15 protein-coding genes are annotated in these 19,902 nt (G+C 61.9%); 7 read left to right on the top strand and 8 right to left on the bottom strand.

From position 1 onward, the window contains the following. The 4 genes from FJ548_RS28510 to FJ548_RS28495 all read right to left on the bottom strand — a co-directional run. Nucleotides 1-623: Wzz/FepE/Etk N-terminal domain-containing protein (locus tag FJ548_RS28510; RefSeq protein WP_246678791.1), on the bottom strand; the 623-nt coding region annotated here is incomplete at its 3' end. Nucleotide 624: 1 nt separating this feature from the next. Beyond that, nucleotides 625-2,622: an asparagine synthase (glutamine-hydrolyzing) gene (gene asnB / locus FJ548_RS28505; RefSeq protein WP_140779627.1), complete on the bottom strand. Its 1,998-nt coding sequence runs from the start codon at nucleotides 2,620-2,622 to the stop codon at nucleotides 625-627. A 1-nt stretch (nucleotide 2,623) separates the two neighbouring features. Continuing rightward, on the bottom strand, nucleotides 2,624-3,883 hold the full coding sequence (locus tag FJ548_RS28500; protein WP_140695819.1) for an O-antigen ligase family protein: 1,260 nt from the start codon (nucleotides 3,881-3,883) through the stop codon (nucleotides 2,624-2,626). Beyond that, nucleotides 3,880-5,103, bottom strand: coding sequence for a glycosyltransferase (locus tag FJ548_RS28495; RefSeq protein WP_140779626.1), 1,224 nt, complete (start codon nucleotides 5,101-5,103; stop codon nucleotides 3,880-3,882). The genes FJ548_RS28500 and FJ548_RS28495 overlap by 4 nt, the downstream gene beginning before the upstream one ends. Before the next feature lie 299 nt (nucleotides 5,104-5,402). Between FJ548_RS28495 and FJ548_RS28490 the strand changes: the two genes are divergently transcribed. The 3 genes from FJ548_RS28490 (at nucleotide 5,403) to FJ548_RS28480 (ending at nucleotide 10,315) form a co-directional block, all read left to right on the top strand. Then, nucleotides 5,403-8,171, top strand: coding sequence for an AMP-binding protein (locus FJ548_RS28490; protein WP_246678789.1), 2,769 nt, complete (start codon nucleotides 5,403-5,405; stop codon nucleotides 8,169-8,171). A 312-nt stretch (nucleotides 8,172-8,483) separates the two neighbouring features. Continuing rightward, nucleotides 8,484-10,007 (top strand): calcium-binding protein, encoded by a 1,524-nt coding sequence (locus tag FJ548_RS28485; protein ID WP_140779625.1) that lies wholly within the window; start codon nucleotides 8,484-8,486, stop codon nucleotides 10,005-10,007. A 95-nt stretch (nucleotides 10,008-10,102) separates the two neighbouring features. Next, on the top strand, nucleotides 10,103-10,315 hold the full coding sequence (locus FJ548_RS28480; protein ID WP_140612124.1) for a DUF768 domain-containing protein: 213 nt from the start codon (nucleotides 10,103-10,105) through the stop codon (nucleotides 10,313-10,315). A 195-nt stretch (nucleotides 10,316-10,510) separates the two neighbouring features. Here FJ548_RS28480 and FJ548_RS28475 read toward each other — a convergent pair whose 3' ends face one another. Continuing rightward, nucleotides 10,511-11,521 (bottom strand): GlxA family transcriptional regulator, encoded by a 1,011-nt coding sequence (locus FJ548_RS28475; protein WP_226890559.1) that lies wholly within the window; start codon nucleotides 11,519-11,521, stop codon nucleotides 10,511-10,513. 357 nt (nucleotides 11,522-11,878) lie between these two features. Here FJ548_RS28475 and FJ548_RS28470 point away from each other — a divergent pair, with 357 nt between their 5' ends. From FJ548_RS28470 to FJ548_RS30095, 4 genes are all read left to right on the top strand, one after another. After that, nucleotides 11,879-12,943, top strand: a complete 1,065-nt coding sequence (locus FJ548_RS28470; protein ID WP_140779629.1) for a Dyp-type peroxidase — start codon at nucleotides 11,879-11,881, stop codon at nucleotides 12,941-12,943. After that, nucleotides 12,940-13,767, top strand: coding sequence for a family 1 encapsulin nanocompartment shell protein (locus FJ548_RS28465; RefSeq protein WP_140779624.1), 828 nt, complete (start codon nucleotides 12,940-12,942; stop codon nucleotides 13,765-13,767). Before FJ548_RS28470 ends, FJ548_RS28465 begins: the two co-directional genes overlap by 4 nt. 223 nt (nucleotides 13,768-13,990) lie before the next feature. Beyond that, a complete protein-coding gene (locus FJ548_RS28460; RefSeq protein WP_348640950.1) occupies nucleotides 13,991-15,562 on the top strand; it encodes an FAD-dependent oxidoreductase in 1,572 nt (523 codons plus the stop codon). After that, entirely contained in the window at nucleotides 15,559-15,726 is a 168-nt protein-coding gene (locus tag FJ548_RS30095) for a hypothetical protein (RefSeq protein WP_181165710.1), read from the top strand. The genes FJ548_RS28460 and FJ548_RS30095 overlap by 4 nt, the downstream gene beginning before the upstream one ends. Before the next feature lie 30 nt (nucleotides 15,727-15,756). Here FJ548_RS30095 and FJ548_RS28455 read toward each other — a convergent pair whose 3' ends face one another. From FJ548_RS28455 to FJ548_RS28445, 3 genes are all read right to left on the bottom strand, one after another. Further along, nucleotides 15,757-16,329 carry an NADPH-dependent FMN reductase gene (locus FJ548_RS28455; RefSeq protein ID WP_140612134.1) on the bottom strand — a complete coding sequence of 191 codons (573 nt, stop codon included), beginning with the start codon at nucleotides 16,327-16,329 and terminating at the stop codon, nucleotides 15,757-15,759. A 349-nt stretch (nucleotides 16,330-16,678) separates the two neighbouring features. After that, nucleotides 16,679-18,784 (bottom strand): ABC transporter permease subunit, encoded by a 2,106-nt coding sequence (locus FJ548_RS28450; protein ID WP_140612136.1) that lies wholly within the window; start codon nucleotides 18,782-18,784, stop codon nucleotides 16,679-16,681. Beyond that, nucleotides 18,781-19,842 (bottom strand): betaine/proline/choline family ABC transporter ATP-binding protein, encoded by a 1,062-nt coding sequence (locus FJ548_RS28445; RefSeq protein WP_140612138.1) that lies wholly within the window; start codon nucleotides 19,840-19,842, stop codon nucleotides 18,781-18,783. The genes FJ548_RS28450 and FJ548_RS28445 overlap by 4 nt, the downstream gene beginning before the upstream one ends. Nucleotides 19,843-19,902 lie beyond the last annotated feature (60 nt).

The raw sequence follows: 19,902 nt of genomic DNA, 5'->3' as shown, positions 1-19,902 counted from the left end.
GAATCGGTAAAGCCGATGGAGATGACCCGCGACCGCAGCTCTTGTCCGACCCTCATTCCGTTCCGAAGCGCCTTCAGTTCGGCCGCGTCCGCCGCTTCCGGACTTCCCGCCGCCGGCTTGCCCTGCGGCCACACCCGGTTCAGGAGATCGCCCAGGAACGAGCCTGCGGTGTGCTGATCGGCGGGAACGAGGCTGGAGCCACTTTCTCCGGCAGCGTTGGCTGCCTCCGCTTTGCGCAGCGACGCCAGAACTCGACGCAAATGGGCTTGCGAGGAGAGCATCGTCAGATGGTCATCGATGCTCGAATCCAGCAAATCCTGAACGGACCCTGCGCTGCCCGAGGAAGCACCGCCAGTTGGAGCGTCGACGATTACCTGCGTCGTCGCCTCATACAGAACCGGACGAGCAAGACCGGCGAGACCAGCAAGGACGCCACCCAGAACGGCGATGGCAAGCAAGAACCATTTTCTCGTCGCCAAGGTGACGACAAGCTGACGGAAAGGAGACGACAGCTCCAGGGGCTCGCTTGGCGGTTGCCTCATCCGCGGATTTGTTTCGAGCGCAGCGACGGCCATTTGCGTGGTGCGCGGACGTTTGGCGCGGCCAGCTACGGAACCTTCCATCTCAACCCCCTGTCAGTTCGATATGATGAGAGAGGCGCGTTGCCGGCGCCGGTGGCTGCGTGGCTTCGTTGCGCCACGCCTGGAACATGAGCAGAGGCCACAAATCGCGGGAATGATCTTGTTTTCCCTGCAGGTGATCGCGCCAACAGGCGTCGACCTTTGCAAAGTCGAGAACCCCGTCTTCCGAGAGGCGTATTGTGGCGATGATATCCGTTGCCCAGGCGCGCAGGGGCCCTTTCAGCCAAGCCCCGACCGGAACGTCGAAACCTTGCTTGGGCCGATCGAACAGCCGCCGCGGGACATAACGATCAAGGAGCTGGCGAAGTATCCATTTACCCCTGCCATTCCGAACCTTGACATTGGTCGGCAGTCGCCAGGCGTATTCGACGACGCGATGGTCCAGGATCGGGCACCGCCCCTCGAGGCTGTTGGCCATGGTGGCGCGATCGAGCTTCACCAGGATGTCGCCGGGCAGATAGCCGGTCATATCATCGAACAACAGACGGGATAGCAGGTCGTCGAGCTCTGCTGCACGAGGCTTGATTGCCGGCGGCCTGTGATGAACAAGGTTGTTGACCGAGGACTCGGTCAGCCGCTGAAGCAGTTCGTCCTCATTTGCAGCCGCGAGCAGGCGGGCGAGGCGGTTCAGGCGGTCACTGCGCAATCCGTGCCGCGCGTTCGCCGAAAGCGGCAGCCTGCCGAAGATATCTTTCCGGGAGGCCTGGGCCAGCAATCCGGCCCCAGCCGCCAACATCCGGCGAAGTGGGGATGGAAGCTCATGCTGTCTTCTGAGGCGGGCCGCCAGGAAGTGCCGGGAATAGCCCGCAAAGCACTCGTCACCACCGTCGCCCGACAGCGCTACGGTCACGTGTTGCCGGGCGAGGCGCGACACCAGCAGTGTCGGTATCTGTGACTCATCGGCGAACGGCTCGTCCCAGATCCGTGGCAGTTCCGGAATGACCTCACGCGCGGCGGCCGGTGAAAGGTGAAGTTCAGTGTGGTCGGTGCCCAGATGTCGTGCAACCGCGGCCGCATGAGGGGCTTCGTCGAACCCGCTCTCACCGAACGCGATGGTGAAAGTGCGGACGGGCTTCCGCGACTGTGCCTGCATCAGGGCGACGACCGTCGAGCTGTCGATACCGCCCGACAGAAAGGCGCCAAGCGGCACGTCGGCAACCATTCGTTCGCCGATGGCAAGGCGAAGCAGACGATCGAGCTCGGTCGTAAGTTCCTCGTCACTGCCGGTGAGCGGTTCCCGCAGCGCCGTGCTGGCGACATCGGCCAGCGACCACCAGCGTCGAATGCGACGCGCAAGCGAGCCTGCACCGCGGGCATTGGCGAAATCCGCCGCCGTCACGGAAAGGACGGAACCGGGTGGTAGCTTGAACACGCCCTGCCAGATGCAACTGTCATCCGGCACCCACCCTTTCGAAAGCATTGTCGCCGCGGCGTCGACATCGAGTTCCGGGGCGAACCCGGGGAAACAGGTGATAGCCTTCAGCTCCGAGGCAAAGACGAGCGCCTCGCGTGTCGAGGCGACGTAGAGCGGCTTCTTGCCCATTCGGTCGCGGGCGAGGTGAAGGATACGGTTCTTCAGGTCCCACAGCGCGAAAGCGAACATGCCGGCAAAGCGCGCGAGCGCCGCGTCGAGACCCCAGCTCTCGATCGCGCACAGCATGATTTCGGTGTCGCTGGTGCCACGGAAATGGTGGCCCGCCCCTTCCAGCTCGCGGCGCAGATCGCGAAAATTGTATATCTCGCCATTGAAGGTGATGACATACCGGCCGCTCGCGGAATGCATCGGCTGCCGGCCCGCCTCCGACAAGTCGACGATGGCCAGACGCCGGTGGCCGAAGGCGACCCCGGCTTCACGGCTCATCCAAAATGCCTCGCCATCAGGTCCACGATGACGAAGGGCCGTCGTCATCGGCCCGATCGCCCGCAGCGCGTTCGTATCGGCCGCATCGGGCGCCAAGAGAATTCCAGCGATCCCGCACATCCTAATATCTCCTGTGGCGAACGATGGCGGGGATCGTCTGAGGCGTCCCGGCGACAAGGCAGAGCGTCACAGAGAACCACACGATCGGATGGCGGATAATCAGGTGCGGGGCACTGAACACAACGATCGACGCCATGAGCGCCACGAGGGCATCCAATCTCGCACGCCAGGCGGACAAGGCGGCGGAGCCGAGGATCCACAAGAGCGCCATGACTGAAATCAAGCCACCCTGGGTATAGAGATCGAGGATCGTGCTATGGGCCTCGAAAGGCCGAGGTAGAAACTGCTGATTGGTGATGGGGGGGCGTTCAAGGTGAGGCCCGGGGCCGAGGCCGAGCGACCCAGATCTTGCTCCCTTGTCCAATGCCTCGTCCCAAAGGTAGAGGCGAAGCTCGGCGGTTTCCGCGGTCGCTTGCCCGCCCTTGTCCTTGGTAAGGCTCTTGGCGAAGTTTTCGGCGCTGGCGGCGTCGCTGAGGGCGTAAGGCGCGATGGAGATCGCCAACGGAACGAACGCAATCGTGAACAGGAGGGCAAGTTGCCGTGAAAGGCTGACCTTGCCGCCATCAGTTGCAAGCCAAGCCCGAATCCGCAGCCCGAGAAGGATCAGGCAAGCCAGGATTGTCGTATAGAGATAGGTATCGCTCTTTGTCAGCCTTCCGACGTAGAAGGTGAGGACCAGGCCGGTTAGCCCAAGGCACCTCCCCCACGGATTGCGGGTGGTTACGGCAAGATGCAAGGCCAGCGGACCAAGGAGAGCGCAATAGAGCGCAAGCTGGTTCGGATTGTCGGACCAACCGCTGAAGCGGTCCCAATACCAGGGATTAACGCCAGATTGATGGATCCAGCCCCACCCAAGCCCCAGTTGAACAACAAAGCATGCATTCGCGACAGCAATGATCCACCAGCCAATGTTGCGTAGATGGCGACCGGCGTCGGGCTCCGCCGCGGCCAGGCAGGTGATGAAGACCAACAGCACATACGCCATCGTGTCATGCATCAACGGAGCGATGAACAGGACAGTCGTCAGATAGCCGACGATGGCCCCAACACTCAGGGCAAGCGTCAGGATCAGCCAGAAACGTGCAAGCTGGGCCAGGGCCGGCGTGAACTCCAATCGGCCGCCCGCGAGAACCCGCACGATCGACAGCAATATCCAAAGCGCGAGGAACAGTTCGCTGTAGCCGAACGGCAGGCCTGGAATGCTGAGTTGGACCGCATAGGACATTGCGATGCCGCAGGCCAGGAGCACATCACGGATCATTGCCGCGCCTCCCCCAGTCGGGGGCTCCGCGCGCCCTCTTCCATCAGGATCGCGGGGGCTGATCGAGCAAGACTGCCCCGGTACTTTGCCCCGAGGACGGTCTTGTACAGCTCGCAATACTGATCGACGACCCACGACAGCGAAAAGCGCTCCCGGATGAGTCCGACGGAACGGCCGCCCATGATTTTTCCACGGGCGCGATCGGACAGGATCTCGATTATCCTGGATGCGAAGCCATCCACATCGCGTGGCGCGACGAGATAGCCGTTCCAGCCATCTTCAACCACGTCATTGCAGCCGGGCATCCGCGAGGCGACGATCGGCAATCCGGACAATCCGGCCTCCAGCAGGACACGCGGAATACCCTCGCGATATTGCGTCGGAAACGCGAACAGATCGGCCATGCCAAGGAGGGCCGGAACATCCTGTCGCGATCCCAAAGCAATGACGTGAGGCGCGTGTCGATCGATATCGGCCCTGTTGACCGCGAACGGTCCCTCGGAGTCCTGCGGACCGACAAGGATGAAACGCGCATTGGGTCTTTCGAAAAGGACACGGGGAACCGCCTTGAGGAGGGTCGGAATTCCCTTCTGGCGGGTCAGGCGGCCGACAAAGATTATGATTTCGGCCGACTGAAGCCCAAGGCTCTCGCGCATCGTCGTGGCCGAAGGGCCACGATACCTTGCTGTCGAGAACGCCTTCGGGTCGATGCCAGAACTGCGGATCAGCCGCGCTTTGTCGTGACCAACCAGCCGATAGCGTTCGAAGAAGACCTGATCGTCGCGATTCTGGAAGACGGTCATGGCTGTCCATAAGGATGCCAGTCCTTGAAGGCCGCAAAAGATCGGACGCAAGGCCAGAGCCCGTGGTTCGAGAGACGAGAATGTCCAACCAAGGCCATTGATGGTGCGGACAACCGGCACCTGCCCGCGCACGGCCAAAGGGGTCAGAAGATTGGGTTTGGTGTCGAAACTTTGAACGATGTCCGGACGCAGTTCCGCCATCAATTCGCGGACAGCGCCGAGAGCGCCCCATTCCCCGCCGCCGCTGGTAAAGCGGTCAAATCCCAGTCGACGATGCGTAATGCCATGAAGAGAGAAGGCGTTGCCCATATCGCTCGATACGGCAGTGACCCGGAAGCCCCTTTCGCGCAGCGCCAGCAGGAACGGAATTCTAAGACGATGATCCTCGCCTCCAACACAGACCAGGTGGGGGTTCATCCTGCCCCTCCAGAATGCCGGCGGTATCCCGGTCGCGCAAAATGGCTGGCTCTAGGATCTGCTCTCATGGTTCGGCTTCATTGCCCCTGTGCGCACGACACCCAAATCCACGCTAGGAGCAGGCCTTCCCGCTGTCCTCGTCTGTTTGAATGAAGCAGGGCTTCAATGATGCTGCGATGCACCTGACCCCTTTCATGTCGGATCGGCGAGTTCGGTCGGAATCATTCGTTCTAACGATGCCACGGCCAAGATGGTCGCGTACGACACTGCAAAGCGGGTCAGCAAAAAAGGGGGTCGCGTTGGAAGCGTTTGATCGCACGCGTTCTTCAGAAGGCCTGCCATTGCGCGCCTTGCAGTCCGTGCTGGGACTGGCGAAAGAGCGGGATGTCGCGATAACGCGCGACAATGGTCCTCAAGACGGTTTCACATGGAAACAGGCATCCACCCGTCCTCTGGACATGGACGGACCGGCAAACCCTGCCTTCCAAAGGATGTGCGATGACTTCTCCGAAAAATCGGCGTTCTGGCACCTCGAGAAAATTGTCGGGAAATATCCGGACAAGATCGCGATCAGCGACGGCTCGACATCCCTCAGCTTCCTGGAGCTGTTGAACGCGGTCCAAAACCTGGCAGGTGCGATTGCCGGTTCAGTTCCAATGGGTAAGGCGGTCGGGCTTCTGATCGGGAATACTCTTTGGTACCCGGTGGCCATGCTTGCCGCCATGCGTGCGGGCAGGCCCGCCGTGCCGCTAAACCCCCGAGATCCATTTCAGCGCCTCGCGGCAATTGCCGCCAGCGCGGGGCTAGCCGCAATTGTCAGGCCAGGGCCGGGCAAGCCGGCAGGCTGGCCTGATGCCTCGTCCCTGAAATGGATCGATGCGGGAAGCTGCATGGCCGCAACGCCGGACGGCAGCTTACCGGCGCTGCCGCCCGACGTGCCGGTCGATTCGCCGGCGATCGTCCTGTACACGTCAGGCAGCACCGGAGCCCCGAAAGGCGTCGTGAACAGCCAGCGGGCAATCCTCCAGCGGGTGCAACAATATGTCGATGCTTGCCACATCGGCCCCGACGATGTGTTCATGCCGTTGACCGGCCCGGCGACGATCGCGGGCTGCCGCGAGATGATGACCCCGATGCTTTGCGGCGCCACATTGTACCTTTTGGACATTGAGAGTGCCGGCATCCGCGCTGCGCGCGACAATTTCCAAAAATGGCGGGTGACGATCGCCTATCTCGTGCCGGCGCTGCTGCGTGTGTTGATGACCGATTCAGCGCCCGACGTATTCTCGTCACTGCGGGTCGTGCGGGTCGGCGGAGAAAAAGTGTTGTGGTCCGACATCGACCGGCTTCGCGACAATGTCCCGGAGTCCTGCCTTATCCAGATCAGCTATTCGTCCACGGAAACGACCGGCACGCAGTGGTTCCTGCCGAGGGATTATCCGGAGCGAGGCGCGACGGTCCCGGTCGGCTTCGTCCTTCCCGGCATCGAATACACCGTCGTGGATGAGAATGGGTACGAGGTCGCCCCCGGCGATGAAGGGGAGTTGGTGATCAGGGGCAACTACACCACGCTCGGCTACTGGGCGGACGGGGGACATGTTCCTCTTCGTGCAAGCTCCACCAATCCCCGGCTTCGGATCTTCGCAACCGGCGATCTGGCCAAGGTCGACGGCACCGGAATGATGTGGATCGTCGGACGAAAGGGACGCCAGATAAAGATCAACGGAAGGCGGGTCGAGCCTGCCGAACTGGAACTCGTCCTGCGCCGGGCGCCCCAAGTGAGTGATGCCGTCGCGGTGGTGACGGACGCGAACGAACTGGTGGCCTTTGTCGTTCCCGTGAAAACTGGCGCAAGCGAAATCATACCCGAATTGCGAGACTTGATCAGGACAGCCCTGCCGCCGGCAGTTCATCCAACGCGACTGCACAGTATTGCCGAGATACCGCAGCTCAAGGGCGGCAAGGTCGACAGCGTCATGTTGCGGGAACTGGATCGCGCACTGAACGCGCAAGACGCCCAGAATCCAGACGTCCGGCAGGCGGTGAACCCGCTCGATATCGAAGGCGTGGCAGCGGCCGTATGGGAGAGGATACTTCCCGGCAAGAAGGCGGCTGGCAGCCACTGGGACGACGCGGGCGGCGATTCACTGAAGCTGCTGCAATTCGTGATGGAACTTGAGACGGCTCTGGGACGGGAACTCAACTTGGACGCATTCACCGTCGGAATGAGTTTTGCCGACGTAGTCAGGGCAGCGTCCGCAGAGCAAGACACAAGCGACTTGCTTGTCGAGGCGTCCGACCCGAGGCCGCTTTTGTTTATTGTGCCGGGATCGATCGGCTACGGGCCAAGCCTGGCGGCTTTCGGTGTCGAGATGAGCGATGTCGCCAGGGTTGTCGCCATTCGCTATGGGGACCTGAACGATCTACTGAAGGGACATGGCACTATACCGCGGATGGTGGACGCGGTTGTCGACCAGATCAGCCAGGTCCAGCCTGATGGCGACGTGAAGCTGATCGGTTATTCGCTTGGCGGCGGCGTCGCGTTCGAGGCTGCCGCCAAACTTATTGCAGCGGGTCGATCGGTCACGTTCCTGGGAATCCTCGACACCAATATCGGGCCTGGGCAGCACGACTACCGTGAAACTCTTGCACGCACCGTCCAGCGCATCCGTTCTCATAGAGTGACGGCGGATCGCATGATGTTACGGGCTCTCGCAAAAGCATTTGCCAGATTTGGCGCTGAAGCCCTGCTCGCCAGGGGCATCGACTGGCTGAAATGGAGGGCCTTCGCCAGAGTGCGGTTCATTTTGCGCCTTGAGCTTGAGGAAATCCTGCGGATGCGCGCATTTGGCCAATGGCTCGCGCAACCGAAGACCGCGTTGCCGATTACCGCCACCCTGTTTCGATGCAGGCGTACAGGGGTTCCGACGGATCTTGGCTGGAGCGCCTTTTTTGCCGATCTGAGCATAGTCCCGATCCTCGGCGGACACCTCGATATGCTCATTGAACCGTATCTGAGCCACAACCGTCCTTTGATAGAAAGAGCCTTTCTGGTGAGCGGCGCATAGCGCGTGGACGACCGCCATCCGCACGCTCCGAAGCGGCTGGAATGAATCAGCGCGATCCTGCGCTTTCTGCGGTCCACAACAAAATCCAGCAGTGCCACCGAGGCAGGGACAGTCCAGTCCTGCCTTGCCGTGCCGGAAATATCCCTGAACAATCAACAAGCCCGGAACCAGAGCCGACATCCCATTGCGTGGACCTTTTCTCGCCGTGATCAATGATTCTATCAAAGGGCGCCGGTATTTGATTTGGTTCTAATATACCCTTTCCAATAGGCAGGGGTGGGGCACCTACCGAATCAGACGAAGGATATTTTCATGACAACCCTCCATTACGCCTCGGGTGGATCCGCCTCCGAGGTTGCAAACGCCGGATTCAATCTTGTCGACGTTTCATCCGTGGACGAACTCAACGCCCTGCCGGCTGGCACGAAAGGTCTGGTCTGGCTCGATGAAGCCAATGGGACAACCTCGTCCTTTATCCAGAAAGTCACGCCCTTTATCGGCAATCCGAAAGCGTTTGGATTCTTCCTTGTCGATGAGCCGGACCCCACCGGCAAATGGGGAACCTATGCCACCGCCGCGAATCTGAAGGCGGAATCCGACTGGATCCACACCAACGTGCCGGGCGCCAAAACCTTCATCACCATGATGAACATGGGGTCTTCCGCAAATCCCGATTTTTCAAACACTTATAATCCCGCCAACACACATATCGACTATTACGGGCTGGACCCCTATCCGGTGCGCACCGGGACAAGTGCGGTCGACTACAACATGATCGACAGGACCGTGGCCGCGGCTGTCGCTTCGGGGGTCCCGCTCAACCAGGTCGTTCCGGTTTATCAGACGTTCGGCGGCGGCAGCTACACGACCGATACGGGCGGCCAATATGTCCTTCCCACCGCCGCCCAGGAACAGACCATGCTGGACCACTGGTCCAAGCTGGTTCCGTCGCCCGCCTTCGACTATGCCTATGCATGGGGTTCCCAGCAGGGCGACACGGCGCTTGGAAACTCGCCGGCGCTGCAAGCCCTCTTCCTTCAACATAACCACGGCACCGCAAGCGTGCCTCCGACCAGCAACGCGACTTCGTCCGGCACCACTGTGCCCTCGACCAGCGATACGACTTCGTCCATCACCCCACCTTCGACCAGCACCACCCCTCCGACCAGCACCGCGCCTTCGACCAGCGATCACGTTTTCTACGGCACCGGCCGCGCGGATGTACTTCACGGCACCACCGGCGCCGACACAATGATCGGTGGCGGCTACAACGACACCTATTATGTCAACAACCCTGGCGACAAGGTGGTGGAACTGAAGGGCGCAGGCCACGATGCCGTGCTGGCATCGGTGAGCTATGCACTGTCAGCCGGCTCGGAAATCGAGCAGCTTGCCACCACGAGCCGGGCCGGCACCACTGCCATCAACCTCATGGGAAACGAGTTCTCGCAGACCATACAGGGCAATGCCGGCAACAACGTCATCAATGGCGGCGGCGGGCAAGATGTGCTGACAGGAAATGGAGGCAAGGACGTCTTCGTCTTCAATTCCGCCCTCAAGACAGGCAACATCGACAAGATCACCGACTTCAATGTGACGCAGGACAAGATCCATCTCGACCACACTGTGTTTGCCGGGCTTCAGGTGGGCGCCCTTCCCGCTGATGCGTTTCACACTGGCAGGGGTGCGCATACCCATACCGACCACATTATCTACAACAGTTCGACCGGCGCCCTCTCCTTCGACAGCGATGGGGCCGGCGGCGCGCATCAGATCCAGTTTGCCGCTGTTTCTCCGCATCTGTCGTTGACGGCATCCTCGTTCGTCGTGACGTGAACCTTTGGAACCGTCAGGCCCTCATCAAAAGGGTCTGACGTTTTCTTGAATATACCTCCGCGGAACGAAATCGCTTCGATGAACATTAGTTCGTCATGAGCGCTCGCGGCATCGAATTCCTGCAGAACTGGGTGGAGGAAAATGTTCCACCCTATTCGACGTCCGATCCGGCGCTTGCGGCGAAACTCGCCAAACAAGCGACGGCGGACGCCATCAAGGCGGGAATTCGCCCCGAGGAAATATCGGAAGAAGTCGGAAGCATGTTGACCACCATGCTTGAAGTGCTCGAAAATCCCGACACTGAATGATTGCGTGCCGACGACGTCGGCAACAGGAGAGCCCGAAGGCGGCGTGGATGTGGTTTCCGGTTGCCGCTGGATAGATCCTTGAGCGGGATTTCCCGGCATAGTCTTAAAACTTTTGCCTACTCCCGCTCGTTATTGGTCCCGGCCTGAGCTGTGGCACCCCCCTCAATTCCAGCCAAGCGCGGAACTATCACCGCATCAGGCCTCGCGAGATATGCGGCCTGGATGTCTGAGGTTCGTTGGCGTGATGCCGGTGTGCCGGCGGAAGACGCGGCTGAAATGCCCGGCATTGCCGAAGCCGCACCTGAACGCAATCTCCCCTATCTGCAAGTCGCTGGCTTCGAGGAGCGACTTCGCGTAGTGCACCCGCAGCGCCAGATAGGCGGCCATTGGGCTGATGCCCAACTCGATGCCGAAAAGACGCTCCAGCTGGCGCCTGGAGCAGTTCAATCTGGCCGCGATTTCGGTAACCGATACCTTTTCCTGGAGATTGCTCTCCATCAAGAGCAAGGCTCGCTTCACCGGACGGCTGGAGGCTCCGGCAAACAGATCCCCGACCGGTTGAACGTCACGGATGTTCCGGATTCGATCGAGGACAAGGATCTTGGCGGCCTTTTCCGCTGCCTTGTGACCAATGAATTTCGACACGAAATAGCCGGCCAGGTCGGCTGCACCCGTGCCTCCGGCGCAAGTAGAGCGGTTGCGGTCGACGGAAAACAGACTGTCCGCATGGGCGTTCACGTCGGGGAATTCCGCCCGGAAGTCCTTGATGTGAAACCAGCTGACCGCGGCACTATAACCGTCCAGCAACCCGTAGCGCGCGAGCACGAAACTGCCCGTGCAAAGGGCGGTGAGCGGCACGCCTTTCTCGGCAGCCCGCAAAAGGAATGCCTCCTTTTCAGAACTCAAGCCGCGATTGGTGTCGAGCAGGCCACCGACCACAACAACATTGTCGAAATCCTCGGGATGTCCAATCTCTTTTGTCGGCAGCAGTTCGACGCCGCAGCTGGCCCTGATCGGCAGACCGCGCTCTCCGATCACCTGCCAGTCAAATTCCACGCGACGGCTTCGATCGCCCTCATCACCCGCCAGGCGCAGCGTGTCGATGAAAAGCGACAGGGGTGACAATGTGAAGTCGCGGACCAGAAGGAATGCAAACTTCTTGGACATTGGTTCAGCGCTATCCGCGATTAATTTCAGCAGGACCAAAACTATATGTTTGGACCGCTATATGCACAGGGAATTCCGGCGGTGCTTACGCCTCGCCTTCGCTTGACCTGGTCGGGAATGGCAGTCGCCAAACGGCACGCGTTCCTTGGATCAGGATGCTGCCTATCGCCGGGAAATGCCGCGACCGAAGAACTCCGCTCTTGAAGTCCGTCCCCAGCGCGATTGGCCAGTGTTCCTGATTTCCCCGTGCTCCCCGATTTCCCATGCGGACCTCGCTGTAAATGTCTTATGGTCGACAGACGGGCTCGTCGTCGCGAGTCCCGCATATGCTGACCTGGCTTGAGCGCCACGGCCAATGCCGGCATCGTGCTTCAAACCATCATCAACGGATCGAACATGGTTTCAAGCTTGCCACCTCCCGTCTCTCAATCGGTCGCCGCCAGGCTTACGCGGGCAGCGATATTCCTGGTCGTGACGATCAATCCCGGATCGGCGTCCGAGGAAACGGTTCGCGGCTTGTGCGCCGATCTCTCCAGCCTGCTCCGCGGCGTGGGTTTCCGCAATCTCAACGGACAGCTGTCGTGCGTCATGGGGTTCGGGTCCGATGCCTGGGACCGGCTGTTCGGGGCGCCGAGGCCGAAAGACCTGCATCCTTTTCGCGAAATTCGCGGCGTGCATACCGCCGTTTCGACGCCTGGCGACATCCTCTTTCACATCCGCGCTGCGAGCATGGACCTCTGCTTCGAACTCGCGACACATATCATGTCGCGGCTCGCCGGCGCGGTCTCGACCGTGGACGAGGTGCACGGCTTCAAGTTTTTCGACGACCGCGATCTGATCGGCTTTGTCGACGGCACCGAAAACCCGGTCGGCCAGGCCGCGGACGCGGCCACCCTTGTCGGCGATGAGGACGCCGCCTTTGGCGGCGGCGGCTACGTGATCGTGCAAAAATACCTGCACGACGTGGAGCGGTGGAACAAGGTGCCGGTCGAGGAACAGGAAAACATCATCGGCCGGCATAAGCTGTCCGACATCGAACAGCTCGATACGGTGAAGAGGCCGTATGCGCACAATGTCCTGACGTCGATTGAAGAAAACGGAGAGCAACTTCAGATCGTGCGCGACAACATGCCATTCGGCGAAGTGGGCAAAGGCGAGTTCGGCACCTATTTCATTGGCTACGCGCGGTCCCCCCACCGCATCGAGAAGATGCTGGAGAACATGTTTATCGGCAACCCGCCGGGCACCTACGACCATCTGCTGGATTTCAGCCGCGCGGTGACGGGGTCGCTGTTCTTCGTGCCGACCGAGACCTTCCTCGACGATGTCGACCCCGAGGCACGACCGGTTGTCGACACCGACGCGAAAGTGCCGCAAGCGCCGGAGGCGCCTCGGCCGGACGCGCTTCCCAACGATGGTTCACTCGGCATTGGATCACTGAAAAAAATGAGGCGGACATGAACAATCTTCATCGAGAACTGGCTCCCATCTCCGACGCGACCTGGGCGCAAATCGAAGACGAGGCGTCCCGTACCCTGAAGCGCCATCTCGCGGCGCGGCGCGTTGTCGACGTTGTCGGCCCAAAGGGCGTCGACTTCTCGGCTGTGGGCACTGGTCATCTCAAGCAGCTTCCCGTCTTCGATGACGGGGTCCAATCCGCACAACGCGAGGTGAAGGCGCTGGTCGAATTGCGCGTTCCGTTCGAACTCACGCGCCAGGCAATCGACGATGTGGAGCGCGGCGCGACGGATTCGGACTGGTCACCCGTGAAGGAAGCCGCGCGCAAGATCGCCTTCGCCGAGGACCGCTCCGTTTTCGACGGATATGCGGCGGCTGGCATACAGGGCATCCGGCAAGGAAGCAGCAATCCAGCCTTGAGGCTCCCTTCCAATGTGATGAACTATGCGGAAGCTGTCGGGCATGCGGTCAGTCAGTTGCGGCTGGCCGGCGTCAATGGTCCCTACGCGCTCGTGCTGGGTGCCGCCGCGTACACGGCCGCGAGCGGTGGCAGCGACGAGGGCTACCCGGTATTCCATCATCTCGAGCGTGTGGTCGAGGGAGGGATCGTCTGGGCGCCGGCCATCGAGGGTGGGTTCGTGCTTTCCACGCGTGGCGGCGATTTCGAGCTGGATATCGGCCAGGACATCTCTATCGGCTACCTCAACCATTCCGGCACGGCCGTTGAACTCTATCTCCAGGAGACCTTCACCTTCAGGCTTCTGACAACCGAGGCGGTTGTGGTGCTCGCGGCTGAAGAAGCGGCTCAACCGCGCGGCAGGAAGTAAACCACGCACGTCTAGAGGCGGCCGAGGCATTGGGCTGCCGCGAGCCGGGCTGCCGGAGAGCATGGTGAACCGGGAGGTCTTCCCATGGAGTCAAGCTCTTCGGTGACTTTTCTGGCAGTTTGTATGGGTGGCCGTTGGCACGAAGATTGCTCGTCCTATGTCATTCTATGTGCTGTGCCGGGGAACTCCCTATCGTCACAGCCCTGCGCGCCGACGGCGGCAGGTGGCCTTCTCATTCCAGGAGCGCCAAAGGGGCAAGGAGACAGGGATGACTGAGCATTCATCGTCGCCGGCCGGCCCCGATTTCACCCAGGGTGTCGCTTTGGCGGATATTCCCGAGGGCGGCATGTTGTCCGGCCACGTGAACGGCAAGCCCGCATTGCTCGTGCGCCAAGGCGAAGAACTGTTCGCCGTCGGCGCAACCTGCACCCACTATGGCGGGCCGCTGGCCGAGGGGCTGCTGGTCGGTGACACGATCCGCTGCCCCTGGCACCATGCCTGCTTCAGCCTTCGCACCGGCCAGGTTCTTCGATCACCCGCTTTGAGCGATCTCAAATGCTGGGATGTGGCGCGCCGAGCCGGTCATGCATTTGTGGGCGACGGGCTGCCGACGCCACAACCGCCCAAACTGGCGGCCGCGGGGCTGCCTGAATCCGTGGTCATCATCGGCGGCGGCGCGGCCGGAAACGTCGCCGCCGAAACGTTGCGCCGCGAGGGTTATCAGGGACCCGTCACGATGTTGAGCGCCGATCGTTCGCCACCATACGATCGGCCGAATTTGTCGAAAGACTATCTCGTCGGGACGGCGAAGGCCGCCTGGCTTCCTTTGCGGTCGCCGAAATTCTACGCGGATCATCATATCGATGTCAGATATGATCAACGCGCCGTCAAGCTCGATCCCGCGCGGAGAACGATAGCGCTCTCTGATGGCAGCGAGGTGACCTATGGGGCACTGCTGCTTGCCACCGGCGCCGAACCCGTCCGGCTCACTATTCCCGGCGCAACCTTGCCGCAGGTGAAAGTGCTGCGCACCCTGGCAGACTGCGACACGTTGATCGCGCGTTGCGGCACGGCACGACGCGGCGTCGTGGTCGGCGCGGGCTTCATCGGCCTCGAAGTAGCGGCGTCATTGCGAAAGCGCGGACTGGAGGTCCATGTCGTCGCGCCCGGCTCACGCCCCATGGAACGCCTCCTCGGCGCGGCGCTTGGCGACATGGTCAAGACAATTCACGAATCGCATGGGGTTGTCTTCCATCTCGGGACCACCGTGGCCGAAATCCACCAGGATGGCGTCAGACTTTCGACAGGCGTGGATTTGAGCGCCGATCTGGTGATTGTGGGGATCGGAGTGCATCCCGAGGTAAATTTGGCGAAGCAGGCCGGCCTCGCCATGGACGGCGGGGTGCTGGTGGACGGGTTTCTTCAAACAAGCGCCGCGGCAGTCTACGCGGCCGGCGATATCGCGCGCTGGCCAGACCCGAGGACGGGAGACCGCATCCGCGTCGAGCACTGGGTGGTTGCGGAGCGCCAGGGCGCGGTTGCAGCGCGCAATATTCTGGGGCAGCGGCAGCGCTTCGCCACGGTTCCGTTCTTCTGGAGCCAGCACTACGACACGACCATCAACTATGTGGGTCATGCCGAACAGTGGGATCGGCTGGAGATAGATGGCGATCCTGCCGCGCGCGACTGCATGGTCAGCTATTGGCGCAACGACAAGCGGCTTGCCGTGGCGACCGTGGGGCGTGACCTGGACAGCCTGCGGGCGGAGGCCGAGTTCGAGCGGCAGACGCCTTGAAGGACGTGCTTGCTGAAGAGACGAGGAAAACACGCGGCGAGGAGCCAAGCTTTTTCGATACGATGATCCTGGCGACGGGGGTTCGCCATGCCTATTTCGGCCATGACGAATGCGAACCCTTCGCGCCAGGTCTGAAGACGCTGGAGGATGCCACCAAGATCTGAAAAACCGCTGCGCACCTTCCTGCAATTCCTTTAAGCGTTTCTCGGCAGCACCTGGAGCACCCTGGCGATGAACATGCCGAATTCGGCCATGTAGTTGCGCAGGAATTCCTGGGTGGATGCAACCGTGACCTCCCCGGCGTCGGTGACCAGGCCAGGCGTGAATTGGATATAGGCTTCAGGGGCGTTCATCTGCGGCGAGTTGCAGAAGCTCAGCACGCTACGCAGGTCTTGCTGGGCGACCGCGGTGCCAATCGGGCCGGGCGACGTGCCAATGACAGCGGACGGCTTGCGGGCGAAGGAATTCTTGCCATAGGGACGGCTAGCCCAGTCGATGGCGTTCTTCAGACCGCCGGGGATGGAGCGGTTGTATTCCGGCGTTACGAAAAGGACGGCGTCGACAGCGGCGATGGCATCCTTGAAGGCGCGAGCGACGGCCGGAAAGTCGGCATCGTAGTCGTAGCTGTAGAGTGGCAAGTCCTTAAAGGAGATCTCCGACATATCGAGTTGCGGCGGGGCAAGCTGCACCAGCGCCTTCGCGAGCTTGCGGTTGATGGATTCGCGCGCGAGGCTGCCGATGAGATAGCCGACTTTGTGCTTGGTCATTCATACCTCCTGCGTTTGGCTTGTGCTGACGATGACTTCGATCCGTGCTGGACGTGGTTCAATGGCTTAAGCCGGCCCTCGCTTCGCTGCTGGACATTTTGCCATGGCCGAGAGACAAATTGTCCATAGATTTCAATAAGGTGGCGCAGAAGTTGCAATGGTCAAGCCTGAGGCCTTCCACACTGGTTCCAGTCTGCATGTCATGCCTGGATCCCAGCCGGGCCACGAACACCTGCGTCGGCATCCTGCCGACTTCGTCGCGGCCCACAACTTTGGCCGCGGACTCATCTGCAAGGAACCCTGAGCGTTTCATCCACGATGCGTTCCACCATTTGCCAGGACTAAACATCTAGGCGCCTCGATCAGGGACCAGGATACGCCCCTCTACCCACCCCGCTACCATGCGGTCCGCCAGAATCGCCAGGAACGCGATTGCCAGGCCGGCGATCAGGCCCATGCCGGCATCGGCCTTGCCGAGCGCGACATAGACCGCCTGCCCGAGATCGCGCGTGCCGACAAGGGCCGCGATCGCCAGCATCGACAAGGCTGCCATGATGGTCTGGTTGAGCCCCAGCATCACCACCGGCAGCGCCAGCGGCAGCTTGGCCTGCAACAATGTTTGGGTAGGCGTCGCGCCCATCTGCTCGACCGCCTCGACGACATCGACACGCACATGCCGCAAGCCATGCTCGACGTAACGGATCGGCGGCACGATGGCGTAGAGCATGATGGCGATCAGCGCCGTGAACTCGCCAACCTTGAAGAACATCAGTGCCGGAATGAGGAAGACGAATTGCGGCATGGTCTGCAGTGCGTCGCAGACCGGCTTCAGAAAGCGCGAGACGCGGTCGCTATAGGCGGCCCAGACACCAAGCGCACCGCCTATGACCAAGCAGAGCAGCACCGCCAGCGTACAGAGGTAGAGCGACTGGATGAGCTGGGGCCACAGCCCGTTGACCAGGATGAGAGCAAAGCCCGCGAGCGCGAAAAGGCCAAGCCGGATGCCCGCCACCTGTGCGGCAAGCAAGGCGACGCCAAGGATAAAGACCGGCCAGGGCAGACCGAGGAAGCCGGTGAACAGGACCAGGCCGGCCGCCAGTGCGGCCAAGCCAGCCCGCCACCCGAAGCCGCGGGTCGATAGCGCGGCGACGCCCAGGATCAGCGCGCAATATTCGGCCGCCATCGACGGCGACAGCGCAAAGCCCCAGAGCGTAGGCGTGGCGGCTCCCGAAATGCCGATCCTGAGCGGCAGCAGCAGACAATAGAGGACGCTGTTGCGGATATCGTCGAAGAACCAGGCGTAGTCGCGGACCAGGCCGAGCAGCCATTGATTGACGCCACCGACCTGCATGCGCAACCCGGTGGCAGGCAGCAAGGTCTCGTCAGGCCACAGGACACGTATGGCAACCGCCAGCACCACGGCGAGCACCAGCGCAATTACCAGCCTGCGGCCGGTCATCCATGCCATGGCGGCGGTCGGCCCGGTCGGCCGTTCCCGGGCGAAGCCGATGGTCAGGCGATCGACGAGGATGGCGAGCAGCGCGATGACCAATCCGGACAGAATGCTCTGGCCGAACTCGGCCTTGCGCATCGATGACAGCACCTCCCAGCCAATGTCCTCGAAACCGCCGATGATGGCGGCGACGATGACCATCGAGAGCGCCGCCATCGTCGTCTGGTTGAAGCCGACGAGCATTTGCGGCAGCGCGGTCGGCACTTCGACGTGCCAGAACTGCTGCCGGCGCGTGCAGCCGCTCATCACCCCTGCTTCGCTGATGTCCGATGGCACGCGGTCGAGGCCGAGCATGGTGTTGCGCACCATCGGCGGCGTCGCATAGATGGCGCTGGCGATCAGCCCAACCACTGGGCCGAAGCCGAACAGAAGAAGCAGCGGGATGAGATAGGCGAAGGCCGGCACGGTCTGCATCAGGTCGAGTGCGCCGAGCAGTGCGGGCCGCGCGCGCGGTCTGCTATGACCCAGCACGCCAAGCCAAAAGCCGAGCACAACGGAGATCGGTACGGCCAGCAGCACCAGCGACAGCGTGCTCATGCTTTGCGGCCAGTAGCCGGCAAGCAGGATGTAGGCGAGCGCCAGAACGGCGAAGACTGCCAGCCGAATGCCGCTCGATTTCAGCGCAAGCGCCGCGACCGCCAGCATCACCGCCGGCCACGGCAGCCATACCAGCACCAGGCGCGCGCCGCGCATGGGTGCATCGAGCACGGCGGACAGGGCGCGGAATGCGGGCTGGACGACGGTCACGACCGCATCGGTGACCAAATTGATGGCCGGTGCGAACGGTAGCGTCCATTCCTTCGGAAATGTCACCAGCCAGGGGAAATCGGCCTTCAGCACGAGACAAAGGACGGCCAGAACGGTCAGTCCACACCAGGGCAGAAGGGCCGGCTCCACAACGACCCTCGGCGAGGATGGCAATGTCGCGGCAGGCGCCGTCATGGCCGTGTCCGTCTTGCCTGTTCGCGATCGAGCACGGCAAGAACCGCGCTGGCGCTGAGCAGCCGTGGCGGACTGGCGCCCTCGCCCGGGACGGTGAAGGCGCCGATCCCGGACGCCAGGCGTGGGATAAGCTCCTCGATACTGGTGTCGGCAGCGATGCTCTCGTGCGGCATAGCGGCTCCGTTCGCCGGCGCCGCCAGGTCGCCCGCCTTGATGACGCGCAGCAGCGGCATGTCCTCGGTGAACTGCGCGACATAGTCGTCGGCCGGGCTGAGCACGATGTCGGCCGGGCGGCCGATCTGGACGATCTTGCCGGCCCGCATGATGGCGAGCCGGTCGGCCAGCCGGAAAGCTTCGGCCATGTCGTGGGTGATGAAGACGATGGTTTTCTGCAGCATGCGCTGCAGGCGCAGGAACTCATCCTGCATCTGCCGCCGGATGAGCGGATCGAGCGCAGAGAACGGCTCGTCCAGGAACCACAGCTCCGGGCCGACGGCGAGCGAACGGGCGATGCCGACGCGCTGCTGCTGGCCACCGGAAAGCTGGTGCGGAAACGAAGCCTCGCGGCCCTCGAGACCGACCAGCGCGATCATCTCGCGGGCGCGGGCTTCGCGCTCTTTCACCGGCTTGCCCTGGATCTTCAGCGGGAAAGCCACATTGCCCAGAATGGTCAGGTGTGGCAGCAGGCCGAAATTCTGGAACACCATGCCCATTGCGTGGCGGCGCAGTTCGATCAGTTCCTTGCCGGAGACTTTGGAGAGGTCGCGGCCGTCGAGCAGTATTTCGCCGGCGCTCGGCTCGACCAGCCGCGACAGGCAACGCACCAGTGTCGACTTGCCTGAGCCGGACAGCCCCATGATGACGAAGATCTCGCCGGTGGCGACCTCGAAAGTGGCGTCGACCACGGCGGGCAGATGCGCTTCGGCACGCAGCCGTTCGGCCAGCGCGTCGGGTTCGATGATGTAGCCGCGTGAATCGAAATAGTAGGCGGGACGCCGCCCATAGACCTTCCACACGTTGCGGCAGGCTAGTTTTATCTCTCGGACCGCCTTGCTCATCGTCGGCCGCCCGCACCAAGCAAGCGTCCGGTTCCCGGATCACCGGGAACCGAGCGGCAA

It is taken from the genome of Mesorhizobium sp. B2-4-17 (assembly GCF_006441275.1).
Classification (GTDB): domain Bacteria; phylum Pseudomonadota; class Alphaproteobacteria; order Rhizobiales; family Rhizobiaceae; genus Mesorhizobium.
Note: the sequence above shows the minus strand (reverse complement) of the source record. Positions and strands in the feature narration are given on the sequence as shown.